This window comes from Novipirellula methanifontis, from assembly GCF_052161655.1.
In the GTDB taxonomy this organism is placed as follows: Bacteria; Planctomycetota; Planctomycetia; order Pirellulales; family Pirellulaceae; genus Novipirellula.
Genome location: NZ_CP197418.1, coordinates 7,444,560 through 7,462,475, shown reverse-complemented (window position 1 = coordinate 7,462,475; position 17,916 = coordinate 7,444,560). Strand labels below are relative to the sequence as shown.

The following is a 17,916-nucleotide window of genomic DNA, read 5'->3' as shown; positions in this document are numbered from 1 at the left end:
AAAATTAACCGTCAGGCAACGTGTGTAAAACAATCACGTTGCCTCATTCGGTTGGGTGTCATGATGGATGCATTACGCAGTCCCTGTGTCGATAAAGGAATCTTCTAACAGGGACGCCATTGCGAGGTCGACGCTGGAGGTGTCGTCCGAATCCGATCCGCGATTGGAGTCACCGAACTGATCGACGACGTTATCAACTACCGAGCGTTCAATCTCGAATCCGGCTTGCAGAATCGCATCGCGAGGATGGGCCGACTGAACCGTTGGCGAGGTTTCCACCGCCACTGCGTTGCGAACTGGCAAATTGGTGTCTGTCGCTGAAGCGTAGGAGACCGTAGCGGCAAGATTGACATCGGTCGAAACCGTTGCTTTCTCTGCTACGAATTCGCCGCTGGCGACCGACTCGCCCGATCCACTTGGCTGAGATCCACGCAGTTCCAATGCATTGATCACCAACAAAGCGTCGAACGCGGAAACGCGTCCGTCACCGCTGACGTCGACATAATCCGGCGGCGGTGTCCCAATTTCCGAAACCGCCAATGATGAGCTTGTTCCGGACAATCGTTGATCAAGCAAGTTGATGATCCGCAACGCATCCAGTGCCGAAACCACTCCATCCGCATTCACATCCGCGACCAAAGACGCAATCGGGTTTTGATAACGAGATTGGTTGAACGTGAACGTCACTGTCGCAGTGTTGCTGACGCTGCCGGTCGAATCGATCACGTTGTACGAGAACGTGACTTGTTGGCCAACGCTTCCGCTAGTGGCCTTGAACGTGAACGTCCCATCGGCGTTGACGACGAAGTCGGGGCTTGACGGAGTCACCGAATTGAGATCGATCAACAACGAATCGCCGTCCGCATCGGTATCGTTTCGCAACAATCCGTTCGCAGGATTGAGCACCTGAAGCTCGGTTCCCACCGGAACGTTATAGGCATCGTTACCCGCAACCGGTGCATCCGGTCTCGGGGCGACCGTCAACGTGAACGCATCGCTGATGCGGAAACTTCCATCGCTCGCAGCAATCTCGAGGTCGACACTACCCGATTGATTTGGTTTCAATTGGATTTGCATTTGGCCATTAACGAATCCAACGGATTGAACCAATGGATCCTGAGCAATTTGCGATGCCGTTGGATTGAGAATGTTACGGATGCGTGCGACCGTGTAAGTCAGTGGCTCGCCATCCGGATCGGCAAACACGGTTGACAAAGTAGCGGTCACCAATTGGTCTTCAACCCCGGCAAGCGGGTTGAATGTGCCCACCAACGTCGGTGGATCCGGCGTGTCGTTCACTGTGACAGGAACCTGGGTGACGACAGTAGCACCACTGGTATCGACCGCGGTGATGCTCAGCGTTGCGGTGCCAAACGCGAACGGAGGTAACTCGAGGATCAACGTATCCGCCAAAGCTCGTGCTGCCACGATTGACGAATTCGATGACGTCACGGTGTAGCTGATCGCGTCATTTTCTGGATCGCGGAACCAAGTCGAAAGATCGAACTGAACCGTTCTAGCATCATCCTTGCTCTCGTCAAAAGTCAGCGACGTTTCATTCGCGTTGCCGTTAATCCCGATGAATTCAGGTGCATCGTTCTCACCACCAACGTTAATGATCACCAATGCAGTCGACGAGGCCTGCAAGTTATCACGAACGGTGTAGTTGAACTGATCGACGCCACTGAATTGGGACGGTGGGGTGTAACGCAAGCTTCCGTTTTCGATGACCACGTTACCACCGCGGAAAGTCCGCTGTGGGAAATCGGTGGTGACCAAGCTAATCGTTTGGCTCTGAGGCGGATTGACTTCGTCGGCTGGACCTGCAGCGTCGTTGTCAAGGATGCCCTTTCTGTCCGCACTGCGAATCGGAATGATTAACGACTCATCTTCATTTGCAGTGTAGGTGTCATTGACGAGCCGCGGTGGATCGTTGACTGCGTTAAACGAGATCGACACCACACCCGGAGTCGTTGCGGTTTCAGGCGTCTGTCCGGCACCGGGAACATCCGCGACAAAATAGGTGAACGTATCGGGTTGAGAACCGTTGTAATCGACTGGCGGTGTGTAAACCAAACTTTGTCGGTCGCTCGAGATCGCAATGATTCCGCCGAGTGACGACAAGAATGGACCACGTACACTTCCCACCGATTGGAAAATCAATGGCTGATTCGCTTCGTTCGCTGGCCCAGGGCTGTAGAACGGATCGATCAGTTCGGCCTTGGTAAACGTGGTTACCGTGTCCTCGTTGATTTGCCGTGACAAACCAGGGTTGTTGCTCGTCGCGAATGGAACGTTGTTGACCGGAGTGACGTTGATCGTCACCTGAATTGGCCGAGCACTGAGCAGTTCCAATGCAGGATTTAGGGGCCTAACGTCCGTCACTCGGGCACTAAAGGTGACTTGGCCGTTGAAATCTTGAGCAGGCAAGAACGTGAACGTGCCATCGCTGCGAAGGTCCAATACACCCGCTTCGACGCCGCTTACAAACAACGTTTCTTGTCGTACGTCGGGTGCATAGACTGCAATGTCGTTATTTTCGGCGTCGGTGACTCCGACCAAAATACCGTTGTCGCCCGTGGTGGTCGGGGTCAACAATCCGGTGCTGTCCAGTACTTGTAGCGGACGATTTTCTTCGACCGTATAAGTGCGATTGGCTTGCTGATTGCCAACCAACGGAGCTGTTCCCGGCAGCAAACGCAAACGGTAGTCTTCGACTTCGCCGCTGAGTGCTAATCCGGTCGGTTGCAAACCACCATTGCGTGACACGCGGAACCGTGCATAGGTGTCCGTTGCGGTCACGGGGTTTGGTGCATTCGATGGGAACGGAACGTAGAAGGTCTGTTCTACGCCGGTTCCGTTCAAGATTGCCCCGTTAATGACTTGGTCACCGACGTCGGTGAAATCACCGTCCGCAGCAAAGTCAATCCACGCATCCAACACGCCGGATCCCGTAACCGTGATCGGCAAGAAGATGGCGACATTGCCATTGGAGTCGAGGATCAAGTTGCCATTGTCATCGACACGCGTGACACCGACGCTGCGGTTGAGAATACCGTTTGGATTCAGATCGCTGACGAAGCTGACTCCGTCTTCGTCATCACCATCGATGATCACCGTCGCACCACTGACCGACACGGCGGCGGGGCGAAGCGGACTTTCCGCAATCGCACGCTGAATGGCCGCGGCAATCGATGCTGGCGTATTGTCGATCGAGCGAATCGCAAAGTTGTCTTCGTCAAATCGACCGTTGGTGTCAAATTCAAGCGTGGCAATATCGACGCCGGTGTTGATCGTGATCGTATCACCATCTCGCGTCGACGCGGTAACACCTGCATTGACTGTCACTTCGACACGTCCGTCGACGATGGCAACGTTGAACAAAGTGCCTGTAGTTGAAGCCGAGATTGTTAAATCGTCTCCATCGGCTGCATGACCCGGGATACCGTTGGCGTTAATGTCTACCTTGGTTCCCAATTTTATCTCGCCGTCGACAACGTGACGAGGTCCGTCGTTGGCAAGGGTCGTTGGATAACGCCCTGAAACACCACTAACGGGATCCGGTGCGTCACCAAAGTCGAGCCCAACGGTCGGCATCAAAATTGTGAATTGCGTTGACTGATCATCGCGATTCGGTTCCAGCGGATTACCGACTTGATCTTTAATTCCTGGCAAGAAGAACGTTGAGATTGGACCATTGAAGATCTGTCCATTCTCGACAAAGAATGTTCCTCCACCGCGGTCTTCGGCGATCAGATTCGTCAAGGCTGGTTCGCCTGGCTGATTGACGCCGTTGATTGCTTTGAGCAACGCTGTCTTGATTTGCTCGGCGGTAAAGTTAGGAGCGATCGGAATAGCGATTGCTCCGCCTGGTACGCCGACCACGTTCAAGGTCGGAGCTTGCGAGGCGTCCACCACTGTTCCTGGCAAATCGTCGAGCGAAACAGTTCCTGTTGGATTGCCGAGCAAGTCCAGATCGGCTGTAGCGGTGACTCGCAGCGAGCCACGATTGTTGTTAATCGCGGCAGCCAATGAGACGGCGATATCTCCAATCGTGCTTGTCGGTTGGAACGGAATTGCAATGTTTCCTGGTCGTACTCCACCGCCGTTGTTGACCGATTCGAACTCGAACGAGACCGCGACGGTTCCCTGACGTAGTGTTAGCACTTCGCCATCGTTGACGATACCGCGACGAATCGCGATTTGAGTCACTCCAGGAGCTCCGGATCCAGGCACTGTAGGATCGGCTGGGATTCCGTTCAGCTCGACGCGTTCCGCAGCGATGCGTCCCAGCGTGATGCGGCCGTTCAACAAATTCTGAGCCGTAATGCCCACGGTCGATCCATTGATGGCCAGCACCAACGAATCGGCCAAGATATCGACCGTATCGAAGGTGTTAAACGTCACTGGGATCGAGTTTGGAACGGTTTGCAGCGTGTTGACCAGATTGAATTCAAAGATCACATCGTTGCCGAGGTTGTCTCGCAAAATCAATACGCTGCCGTCTTGGAAACCACCTCCACCGACAAGCGGCAAGTTCAGCAGCAATGGTCCAAACACTTCGATCGTCGAGGCACCGGTGACATCCGGGGTACCGACGACTTCGAGTGAAGTCCCGGTCACTCCGACGCCAAGACCCTGTTGGCCGCCGATCGACACTTGGCTACCGTCGATAACGGTGACTTGATCTGTGTCCAAGCCAACGATTCGGTCGACATCATTCACCTTGGTTGACTTGATCGCAGCGACGATCTTTGTCGCCAATTCGCTGGCCGTCGTCAGCCGGGTGATGTTGACCGGAATATTGGGCACGGTCACACCATCATCAATCGTCGTTCCGAGAACCGCATTTGGCTCGTCAGTGCGATTGATTTCGATGCTAATCGGATCTGCACCATTGTTTGGCGAGAAGGTGATCAAGTCACCATCGGTCGGCGTGCGGCTGAGTCCCACCAACGTCAATTGGCCAAACGGAACACTCGCAGATCCATTGACTGGCAAATTCAAGAAGACCGAATCGGACAACACGCGAGCATTCAATCGCAGCGATGATCCAAGAATGGCTTGCTGGATTGCCACGGCAACTTGATTCGCAGTCAAATCGCTGGCAATCGGCACCGCGACATTCGCCGTGTCGACCAAGCCACCTGCGATATCAAATTCAAACGTGATCACTTGGGCGCCGTCATTGACCACAAAGGTGTCGCCGTCGACGACACCGCCGAATGCCGATCCAACTTCGGGGACGCGTAGGGCAAGTGTTCGCACATCTTGCAGCAGCCCGCTACCGCTGGTTGTCGCTGTGGTCCCCGGTTCTGCACCAATTACCACGCGGAATGGATCGCCATTAGGATCACTGAGAGGATCGACTTTGGTTTCAACATTCAAACGGCCTGCGGCGACTTCCGCATCGATTGCAGCTTGAATGTTCAGCGCGATTCCGTTTAGGAAAGTACGCAACTGGGTGGGATCCGTTGGCGGACGCCCCGATGGCAACGGAACCACAACGCTGCTGGGCAATTGTGCTCCATCGCTATCAAGTTCAAAGACAACGACAGGATTGACGCCATCATTGATTTGGAAAATGTCGCCGTCGCTAACTCCGCCAAAATTGGTGCCCACTTGAGGTACGATCAGCGAGATCGTTTCAGGCAACAGCAACTGATAGCCGGTTTCGAATTCGAAGACGATATCGCCACCGTTGGCGTCCGTGATCGTGATTTGATCTCCGTCCGTGAGACTTCGTCCTTCCGGTGCAACCAACACAGTGCGATCACGATTGTTCAGACCAATGCGGTACGAACGATCGTCTCGCCAAATCCCCGCCAAAGGCGTCAGGGTAATCAGGTTCTTTGTCTTGTCGTAACTGAAGATGTAATCGATGCCTTCTTGCAGCAATCGATCATTTTCGAACAGCGTGACATTTGAACCACTTGGACGCAGTCCTGGGATCGCAGGGACAACGACGGTGTTGTCATCAATTCCAATGCCTGGGAATGGATCGGACGCATCGCCATTGTCTCGCAACTGAACGCGGAATTGCTTGTACGTGCCTCCGGTCAAGTTGATGAAACTGATCGCTGGATCGGAATCAATGCCCTCGGCATCGTTGTCCCGTGGAATCTCGGCAATCGCGACCGGGCCAACAAAGTCGGCGAGTTCGTTCGAGCCGCGATCACGGAAAATCGATTCTCCGACAGTTCCCGGCGGTTGGAAGAACGGATTGTCCGCACGCAAAATGCCGTTGACATCGCGGGTCGGTGCCAGCACGTTGCTTTCGGTGATCCCAACGGATGCCTTTAATGCCTTGAACGTGTCGCGATCGGTCAACGAATTGACCGACGAATCGACAAGCAAGGAATTGCCAATCGGCAAGAAATTGTTCCCTGCCGCGTACTCGAGCGACGGAGCAAAGTTGCCCAGCGTGACGTTGAAATCGTCGGTGCCGCCGTTCAGGTTACTCGGTTCGTTCGTGCCCGTGGTGATGCCAGTCGAATTGGCGATGAATGACATTCGGCTGTTGAAGGCCGTTTGATTGGGTTGATCGAATTGGAACACCGAACCGACCACGACCGTGTCTTGCGTCATCGGTTTAGGATGGGAATTGGTCGGTTGTCCAAAACCAAGTGAATTCGTTTCTTCGATTACGACGCTTTCGTGCAGATTCACGAACACATTGTTCAAGATCGCAGGACTCGAACCACCTGCGATCAAGACGCCGGTTTCGTTGAGCACTTGATCCGTGTCACGTCCGGCAACCGGATCGAGTGTCAAGCCCGCAGCTCGCGCTTCAGGGCTCAACTCAATCTTGGCAACGTTATCGATCACCACGTAGAGTTCGGTAGTACCGTTTCCAGGTGTCGACAAACGGTTATGACCGTAGCCCTGTTGGAAATCGGTCGCGTTACCGGTCAACGCATGAAACATCCGGGTGTTGCCGGTTTGGTTTCGCTCTGGCAATTCCTCTAGATCATTACTGTTCCAGAATGTGGCTCCCTTTTCGTTTAATACCGGTGCCAGTCCCGAGCTTGATCCGAGTGTATCGAGCAATAGCGGCCCGGGTTGACGCAGTGTCAAGTTCTCGACGCCACCGTTGTCACCGTCAATTCCGCCCAGTGCCAAGGCCGACGCTCGCTGGATCGGGCCACTGATTCCGCCTGGTCCGTTGCCTAGCGTGTGGTTCTGCAGCACCCGGTTATCGTTAATCGCGTCCGCGATTGCCGAAATGATATCGGGCATATGATCGGTCAGCGCGACCGTCACGATGCCTGCTCCGGCATTGGTGCCAAACGTAAACGTGACTTGATTGGTCGCGGCATTAGGAACGTCTGGAATTTGGGTCACCACGAACGTGGATCCGATCAAATCGGCACCGCGGACGCCGCCACCATCGTTGATTGCTCCATTGTTGATGCTCATCACGAAACCGCGAGCCGCGTAGTTCTCGATCGAGATCGTGTAAGCGCCTGTTCCACCGGTGCCCAGTTTTCGTCCTGACAAATCAGCTGGATCGAACGTTTCGTTGCCCTTGCTGCTAACCGCAATGAAGTACGTTCCGGTCGACAAGGCAGTGAAGTCAACAAACGGATCGCGGTTGTTGACGTCGTCGGTGGTTGGATTCGCGACAGTGGAACCTGGATTCAAATGATCCGGGGCCGTGGCTGCATCCACCACGGTCAAACCATTCGCCAATGTTTGAGCAACCCCGCCCGCATCGAAGACTTGCAATACCGTATCGAGCGTATTGCTGGTATCGATATCGACGATCAAACGATCCCCGACTTCCAATTCGACTCGGTAGAAGTCGACATCGCCGGCAGCGCCAATTGGCCCACTGTTGTCGCCGATCGCTGCGGTATCGACATAAGCGCCGACATGGCTGCGACCGATTTTGGTATCGATGGCTGTATCAATCGTATCGTCGGCTTCGCGATCCGCCGATTCGGGGAACAAGCCTTCGGTACCATCGGCACCATAGATGGTGTTATTGACGATCCGCGAAAACGGCTGCAGCGGTTCAGCGACCGGTGCCAATGTCGTCGTGATGTTAGCGACACGCGGCGTTTCAGCCACACGTGTCGTGATGTAAATGTTGCTTACACCGGTCAAATAGACCGCCGCCGTGGTAAAGTCCATCGGCAGACGTGCGTTGGCGTTTGCAAACTCGTCGTCGGTCAACAGCGAAGGACCGATATAAGGCGTCACGAGTTCTGCAGCGTCGTTGGTCACGAGAATGCTGCCTTGGATCGCCTGCATTACCGCGGTGGCCATTTCGATCGAGGTGTATTCGTTGCCACCAATCCGGCCGTTGTAGGTCAGGTTCGAAGCACCACTACGACGATAGAAAATCGGAACGTGTCCATCGGCGACGCCATCACCGCCCTGGACGCCCGATCCACTCGCGGTCACCGGAGTACCGCCGATGTCCTCGAATTCGAACACAACGCGTGTTCCACCCGAGTCGATCGCCATCGTCACGCCGTCAGCCACGTCATCACCGTCGCCGATTTCGATCATCCATGGGCGTGTTTCTCCTTCGACTTTGATTCCGGCGTAGCCGGCTTGATCGATCGTGTTGTTGCGAACCACAACGCCCGGCATCAAACCACCAATCACCTCGTCATTAAGCGTGGGCAGATTCCGAGCCACACCGGGTTGAGGATTGCCGATCGGCGGTTGCTGCAAGAACGGATGCGGTTGAGTAATCGTCCCTGGATTGAACGGATCAAAGTTTCCGAATCGTGGATCCTGGCGAATATCTTCGGGATCGGTATCACGCAGTCCTGGTTCGCTCCAAATCCCGATCGCATGCGCGTCGCTGATCGTATTGTTCTGAATCACCAATTGAGATTGACGACGCGCGAAATTGAAATCGCCAATGCCTTGGTTGAAAATCACAGGCAATTGCAAATTGCCATTCGTATCCAAGTCCAAACGTGTTCCCGGAGGCGGTGCCAAGTCGACTCTTGCAACGCCGACAAACGAACCGCCTCGTGCTCCGACAAGCGCCAAACGTCCATCAGTCATCCCGTTGGTGTCTTGTCCTGCAGCGGAGGATGCTTCGACTTTGATTCGCGTCTGAGTTCGGATCGCCGAGCGAATCGATTGAGCAACGTCCTTCGCTGCATCGGTTGTTGCGAACAGTACGGGCGTATTACCAAAACGAACGGTTCCCGGTGACGTGGTAAATTCAAACGTCTGGCTGACACTGCCATCGCTGATGATGAACGTATCGCCATCGACGATTTGATCTCCTGCGGGAGCGACAATCGTGATCGTCTCACTGTGCCGATCATTCGTATCGAAATCGAGATTCAGCTGCGTGCCGAAGGCGGTTGGCGTTGCGTACTGAGTTCCGGGACGCATCTCCAATTGATATTCGCCCGATTCACCTGATCCAAATCCTGAGAAACGATCTTCGCCACTACGAGCACTGAAAACCGTCTCACCACGCTCAGCGAATCCGACAATAAAGTCATCGAGGTACAACCCATTTCCCGTACCGATAATCGGTCCACCACCGCCGCCAGACGGCGTGTAGGTGAACTCGAAACGAATGCCGGTGTGACCCGCGAAACGTTCAAGCGAAAGACGGTTTTGATGCCAGACCGCATCAAAGTTAGGGGTTGCATTTGTCGTCACGCCCACTGCATCGTCATCGCTGAAAATTCTTAGCGAGACGGAATCTCCGAAGGACGGATCGAAGTTGTAGTTGTAGTAGAACGTCGGTGCATCGGCAGCAACATATCCTGCCAAGCTGAACGGCTCACTCGTGATCGTTCCCGGTGTCGAGTTGGTCAAGCGATCGTAGTGCAACGCCGTATTTCCACCCGTGTTGGCTGGCAATACGTGATCTTCGATCGAAACGTGTAGCGTATAGGTTTGCGCGTTATTGCTTAACGAGCCGTTGGTGATCGTCGTACCACCGGTATTATTGAACGCAAAGGTGCTCGCGGTCGGCAACACACCGATGAAATAGGTTCCCGCATTCAGGGTGATGTCGATAAACGGGTCGAGACTCGGACCACCATTGTCATCCGGCGCACTACCCAATCGCCCATCGTTAGCACTCGATGTGGTGATCCGCCCCGTTCCAGGAACAAACTGCAACTGGCCTGGGTTGGCCGGATCAAGTCGCAACAGAACGAAGTCGGCATCGACGCTGGTAGGATCAAATTGGAACGTCGGAGTCAACGGATCGGTGTCATTGATTCCTTGGAACGGATTGTATCCGTTGTCCAAATCGATGATCACGCGTTTACCGTCATCGTTCAGGCTGAATTGGTAGAAGTCAGCCAAGTCGGCACGTAAGTTTCCTTCAATCGAAACGTGAGGAATGAACACCGAAGTGTTTTCCGACACGCCACCGAAGAATTGGCTGCCAATAAACCGACCTCCAATCTCAGAGTCATCGACAAGTGAGAAATCGAGGTTGTCGAGGTTAGCACTATTCGCTCCCCCTACGTTGCTGGGCGCGTCGCCACCGGCAACGGTGAATTCAGAGATTCGTGGTGCCCCGGTCGACGACACTCCATTGGAACCATCGAAGTGTGTAGGTTTGCCGTGGCCTGGACTGGTTTCCGACGCTTCGATAAATCCGCCAGCGGCGATCGTTGCATCCGAGAACAATTTGATCAAATCCGCCTGACGCGCGGTGCTCGGCGTCGAAGCGTTGATGCGATCTTCGACGATTCTGTGAACCGAGTTAATCGGCTCTCGTCGCAGCAAATCGTTGTCCGTAAATTCAAGCGGCACCAAGCCATCCGAAGTGACCGCGACGTAATAAGTTCCTTCGGGCAATGAAACCGGACCGATGAATGCATCTCCGGTACCAATCGAGCCACGCAGTAGTTTTTCGAGCGATGAATTCTCACCGTTGGGACTTGTCAAATCGTCCAAAATGTTTGCGTCTTCGCCAAACAACACCAAGCGTGGCAATTGAATGCCTTGCTCGCCATCAGGATCGTAGAAGACGCTGATCGAAGTGTTCGGCCGGTTGAACCCATCCGCATAGTCGATATCAAAGACCGTCGAACGAAGCAACGATCCGTTGCCAATGCTGTAGTCAATGTCAAATTGATAGAAGTCAACATCCGATGTGCTGCTGAGTGCTCCCGCAACACTGATGACGTCATTCTTGTTGCCGACCAAATTGCCGATGTTTTGCGGACGTTGTCCAAGCGGCGTGGTGTCGCTAAACAAACCAGGCGTGGTGTCGATACGGTCGTTACTTGCATTAAAGAAGGACGTTCCTTCATTCTCGCCCGCTTCACCGATCAACGGTGACGAACTTGGCAATCCACGCGTGTGAATGCCGTTGTTGGCATAGCGAATGTCGGTATAGCGAATAACGCTGCCGGGGAACTCTTGCTCCTCGGTCAAACGCACTTGGAAGCGATAGCCACCGGAGGTCAAACCACCCGCCATGTCGTCAGGATTCAGCGACGCACTACGAACACGGAAGAAGAAAACACTACGCGAGGAGGCGTTGGCCGAATTACCGGGCAACGTAAAGTGAATGCCGGCATCGCGTGGATTTGTCGATCCAAAATCCTCGTACAACCCGCCTGCGCCGCGCTCGGTGTACGCTTCGCCCGAAGCTTGCAGTGACGTCGTGCTGCTGAGCAAATTAGGATCGAGCACGACGACGGAGGCGTCGCCCGAAGTCTCTTCGAACGAATTGTCACTTCGCGCCAACACTTGACCATTTTCGTCAAGCAATTCGATGATTGAATCGAGCGTGTAGGTAGTGCGATCAATGTCGACCCAAATCTCGGTTCCCGGTGCGCCGGTGAACGTATAAGTGTCGATATCCGTTTCGCTGCTAAGGTAGCCTTCGACCTCAAAGCCGTGCCGACGATTTTCGTCTCCGGTGAACAGGTTTGGAGAAAGTTCGCCAAGCAGTTGAGCGTTCTCGATTGCACCATTGAGTCCCGGTGCCACTTCGGTCGGCAGTTCGAACTCGGTGATCACATCAACGTTACGATCGTTGCTGTATTGGTCCAAGAAAACACTTCGCCAATCGTTTGGCTCTGGACGTGATTGGATTCCGTCGCCGTTGGTGTCCGTGAATTGCGAGCCATCCGGTTTGAGTCCGGCTCCGACCGTGTCGTCTTGCAAGCTCGTCAAAACGACGGGCCTGCCAGGTTGTCCGATGATATGAATCGCACCACCAATACGGTCTTGGATATCACCAACCGAGCCTGTGGCGGTAAAGCCGGTGCCCAATGTCGCACTGTTTGGCGTGCCGGATCCGGTCAATTTCACAACCAGACTCTCATCCACTCGGCTCAATAAACGCAAACCGCCAGAGCTATGGAAATTCTCGACCGTCAACCCGTCGAACAGCATGTGTACGATGTCGGTATCATCCCACACGGTTTCGGTTGTCAACGTGCCGCCGCGAATCTCCAGACCGGACAATTGACGTAGCGAAGCATTGCCTTCGGTCACGGTGTCTTCGTAACGGTTAAAGCGAATCATCGGGCCGTAGTTGTCGTCCAACTCACTGAGCCGATCGCTGCTACCGGTTTGACGTCCGGCGTCTATCAATCGTTCGGCGGTCATCGATTCGCTATCGATATCAATGATAGAGCCACGGTTATCGGTGAACGTCGTTCCCACAATGATCGGTTGAGCGCCACGAACCAAAATCGTCGATGGGGTATTGATCAGGCGACCAAATCGACCTGCAGGTCCTGCTCCGTCTTGTCCGTCTTCGTTGAATTCAAAACGCGAATTGGTGATGCGTCCGTTGGCTTGTTGTAACTCCAACGCATTGAATCCACGTGCTTGGCCCCCTTCGAGCAAACTGATGCCGCCCGCATAGGCCACAGTCGCAAAATCAAGGCTGACGGTCGATGTTGGGCTGGCGTAGATCCCCGCCCAGTCGCCGTAATTGGCGTTTGTTCCGCCGCCTGTGTCTTGCCCGTCGTTGTTGGTGTCAAACGTTCCGCCAGCACCAAATCGGTCATCGAAAACGCTGGTGAAGATAACTGGATTGCTCTCGGTACCTTCGGCCAACAATTGGGTTCCATAACCCAATTCAAAACGGGCACCACGAATCTTGACGACCGTTCCGGGATCGATTACTAGCGACGCGTCGAGGCGTCCGCGAACACCATCCAAACTGAGATCGAGCACCCCGTCAGTCGAGGAACCGTTGTCAATATACGAAACCGACGACGCATCGAGGTCCGCAACTAATCTGTAAACGAGAGTTCCACCGACATTGATGGCTCGGTACAAGCGGCGTGAAACGTACCCCGAATCCTGTTGAACTTGCGGCAACCCTGTCAATTCGATCGACGTGTTCGAACTACCGACGGTGAACGAAAACGAATCCACGCTCTCGGCAGATTCGAATCCGTCGGCGTCCACAAACGTCATCTTGTAGAGATACGTTCCGGGGTTGAATGTTCCCCCGCGTAATGCTCGAGCTGAAATCAACGAGGTGGACGGTGCGAAACCGTCTTGAATCGAACCGCCTGGGTTGGCTGCGATCACAATGTTTTCGGCGACATAGTGGACCACACTGGTGTCATCGAATCGGCCCGCTACGGTCAATGCCCGAGGCGGATCGGTTGGCGTGGTGCCCACACGAACAAACAACCCATTGATACTGTTTTCAAACAGTTGGTTGTTATGAATATCGGGACCGACACGGTCATAGTCCGCGGTATAAGCGCCCGCTTGTTGGAATTGAGGCGATTGGTAACTGGTTTCCTCGAAACTATCGGGCGATGCACTGATCGCGGCATCTGCACTGTTGGTGATCTCACTAAACGAGATCGTCGGACGTAGATTGACGATTTGGACCGGATTCACCAACTGTTGAACCGAATCAATCAATACGTTGCTGCTACCGCCGTAACGGATCTCAGCATGATTGACTTGATTAAGGAAGATTCCTTGATCTTCCAAATTCTGGCGACCTTCGGCTTGATCAATATCGCGGCGGAAAATCAAACCGCCCCAATTCCCGGGTGCCACCGCAGGGCTGTTGCCCACTGCAGACGCATCGACGGCGCGATCGCGAAAACTGGTAAAGATCACGCTGCCATCATCGTAGCCTGGACGATCCGCGTCATCGTTGCCAAGCAGTGTTGTTGTGTTAGGGTCACTCAGATCGACCAGTCGTGGTGTTCCCAGGACTTGCAATACACCGTTGCTGCGATCGACTTGAACGGTGCTACTGCCCACGCCGATCCAGGAACCGCGGACTTTGAACACGGCGCCAGCGTCGATCATGGTCGTGACCTCTTTGGGCACTTCCATCACGCGACCGTCTTCGAGGAAACCACCTCCGACGTCTGGGATACCAATCTTGTAGCTAAAGTTGTCAGCTTCGGTGGCGATGTTGTTATCAACACCTCCATTGCCAACGATTCGCACAATGTCTTTCGGTAACGCCGCATCGAAGGCATTAGCGACGTTTGAATTGCTGATGTTGTTAAACGGATGATCCAAACTGCCGTCGGCATTCGGACCGGCTGTCTTGTCGACGAAAATATTGCGTCCCGATGCTTCTAGAGCACGGGTGTTGGTTGATAGCTCGACTTCGCGTTCGCCCATCAAAATGACGCTACCGTTACTGACCGTCGCGGTCACTCCGGTTTCGCCTTGGCGGCTATTGATCGCGGTTTGCAGCGTGGTCGCCAATGTGCCTGCAGGCGTTGGGAAATTCGGACTTCCTGGACTGTAGAACACAGCCACATTGCCTGGTTTTGCAGAACTACCGATTGGCACAAATTCAAAGGTGCGAACCACACCCGCCGCGCCAGTGACCTTGATCGTTTGACCGATCGTGATCGCATCGCCGTTGTCGGTGAAGGTCAGCGTTCGATTGAGTGGACGGGTTTGGAACCAGAAGTTATGAGCACCGCCCGGTTTGCCATCACCGTCACCATCGAGAATCGTGCCGGGAACATCAACGCGATCACTGTCCAAGTCACGAATCACATCGGTTTCATCGACCTGTGGCTCGAATTTCAAGTGCAATTCGTATTTGCCTTGAGTCAATCCGCCGTAACCGCTGCGCGTGATTGTCGGGTCGTAATGGTCATTGCCGCTCGCCGCAACGCCAACGTAGTAGGTGCCTTCGCCGAGCGAGGCCGTCAATCGCGAATCTTCGCTGAAGTAGTCATCGTTACGTCCCAATTGGACGATGCCGCCGCCGCTGAACAGGATCGGCGAGAAATTCAACGAGCTTCCACCAACGTCAGTCGTCGGCGATCCGGCCACCAAAGTGGCTCGCATGATCGAACTTGCAAACGGGCTATTGTTGATCGCATTGACAATCGAATTCGCAGGAACGCTCGAAATGTTGGCTCCCTTGCGAGGCAGATCTACAAGGATCGCATTGGCAATCGGCTTGCCCGTCGAGTCGGTTGGCTGCGAGACACGAACCGCGGTATCGCCCGCAGCACGGTCGGTTTGAATGAAATCGATTCGCTGATTGTTACCCAAACGTCCTTCGAGCAACGAATCAAATCGAACTTGCAAATCAACGCCGACGCCAAAATCGGTTAATGCCGATGCTTTGACTTCTTGGTACAGCGTTAATGTGGTGTCCAGCAGACTCGATTCCGACAATCGCTCGGCAAACGTTTCGACCGTCAATTGCCCCAGGCGATCGACGTCATCCAAGTCGACTTGGAATCGATACAGGTCGACATCGATGCTGTCAGGACGATGCACATATTGACCATGCAGAACGTCAAAGTTGCCAGGGAATACTGGTTCTTCATCCGGTCGCGCATTGATCGAGTTGTTCAAGTACGTGCTGTTTAGACTCATCAACGTTTGCGACGGCAAGTCCGGAGTCTGCTCAAGACCCAGGATCAAACCGATCCCGGCAGTTGCCTTGCGATAGAAATCTTCGCCATAGGCGGTATCAAACGTGACTTGGTTACTAAACACCAAGGCAGATTCGGTGAACGTGGGGTCGATGCGAACGCGGGCGTTGAGCACGCTTTGCTGAACCCGGACGGTGTCAGGCAAAGTGCCCAGCTGAAGATTCGCAACGTCGCCTAGTGCAAAGGTGATCCCGCTATCCGCGGTTTCGCGGAACTGGACGCCAATCTTGCTGGCCCAAGCTCCAAGGGCTTCGCGAATGCGTGTCTTTTGTCGCTCGGTGATCTGGTTCTGGAACGGAACTCCCGTCGGACTGGTGTCAAAGATCGTATTAAAGTTGTACGCGATCTCGGTGATGCCGTTTTGCACATCGGGACCAAAGTTACCGTTGATGTGTTGCAGCAGCGCACCAGCGACTTCATCTAATTCACGATGGCCTGGGTCGTCATTGCCACCTGGCAGTTCGATCAGGAACGGTTGCGCATCAATCGACTCATTGAAAATCAAACTGGTCAATTGCTCATCGCGACCAAACACTCCGACGTCAAGCGCCGTACCAAGCGTGTCGCCAACCGCGTTCAATACGAGTGCAGGCGCCCCGATCAGATTGCGAGGAACCAGCGTGCTGCCGCCTTGGGTTGAATCGCCATTAAGCGTCCATTTGACTTCGATCAACGAATTCACGGTCGGTTCGCTCGCTGCAACGACACGCAGGTCGGTCAACGTGGGCGAGTCGCCGCCAAAATTGAACACGACCGTGCCGTCGGTTTCTGCGCGTACCGACAGCCCCGCACCGCCAACGTCTTCGAATCGAACTTTTCGGCCCGATGCGGCTTCGCCAATCGCTTTGGATACGAAGCTGACACGCAGCCCCTGGACTCCGAAATTGGTGACCGCGACCGGAGCCACATCGACATTGGTCGGTCTGATGATCAAATCAACTCGATTGTCGACCGCCGAACCAATTCGCAATCGGAACGTGCCGCCGCCAAGCGGAACCCCGGACAGATTGTTGATGTCGCCCGCAAAGAACAACCGAGCGGTGTGGGTCGTTGCGTCGTAGACCACCGAATCAGGTTGGAACAACAAGTCGTCGGTCGTGCGAGCCGTTTCGTCGGTCAGCAGCAATTGATAGAAACGAGGGTTCTCAGCCGAACGTGGCGTCGGATTGCCATTGTCGTCGTTTTCGACGAACAACGGATCTTCGTTGAAGTAGACAACGATTTCGTTACGGTTCTGTTGCAGCGAACCGTCAGCAAGACGAACGACGGGTTGTGGCACCACGGCTTCGACCAACGCACCAAGCCGCAGGCTAAAGTTGATGACTTCGGATCGGGCGCCCGCTGTGCGAGGAACCAAGAATTCGTTCTGAATGTTGCGAAGACCACTGATCCCCAATCCTGGATCGTCGTACCCGAACACCTCGACGCGGTATTGGTCATCCGGCAACGATTCGGCAAAGCGGACCACGACTTCGTTTTCGTTTGGATCACCGAGCGTGACCAAACCGGGCGTGATACGCAGATCGTCAGCGGTTTGGAAAATTCCGTCGTCGCCCGGTCGCGTGATGCGAATGCCATCAAGCGTGTTGGCGTTGATCTGTTGATTTTGGTCGAAGCGGAACGTCAAAACGCTCGGTGCGCTATCGCGTACCGAGCCGTCGACGATCAAGTCGCCATCGTTTGGCTGGATACCGATCAGCTGCGGCCCCGCCAACAATTGGCGTGTTTCGAGCGTTTCCAGAATGTGCTGACGACGAGCCTTCTTACGCGAATTTTTATGCGCAGACTTCGACTTCTTCGCAGTGCGTTGAAGTTCCGAATTCGAGACTGACGAAGACGATGACGTTAAATGTCGCTTACGCGAGGTCATAGACCGAACCTTCCGGGGGAACCCCAATGCCAATTCCGTTATGCATTGAGGAGATGGAGGAGTATGTAAGTTGAGACTGGCCTTGCCGAACCATAGGTCGCTCGACGAGGCAAATGGTTAAAAATCGAAAAGTTGAATGCCGAAACCCTCGCTCTTTCGCACCGTAGCGCGCAGCAGAGCATCGAAACT

General features: G+C 54.3%; 1 protein-coding gene. It reads right to left on the bottom strand.

All coding sequences use genetic code 11. The features are described from left to right. Positions 1-72 precede the first annotated feature (72 nt). Entirely contained in the window at positions 73-17,727 is a 17,655-nt protein-coding gene (locus tag SH528x_RS26830; protein WP_442506518.1) for a tandem-95 repeat protein, read from the bottom strand. Between the last annotated feature and the right edge of the window lie 189 nt (positions 17,728-17,916).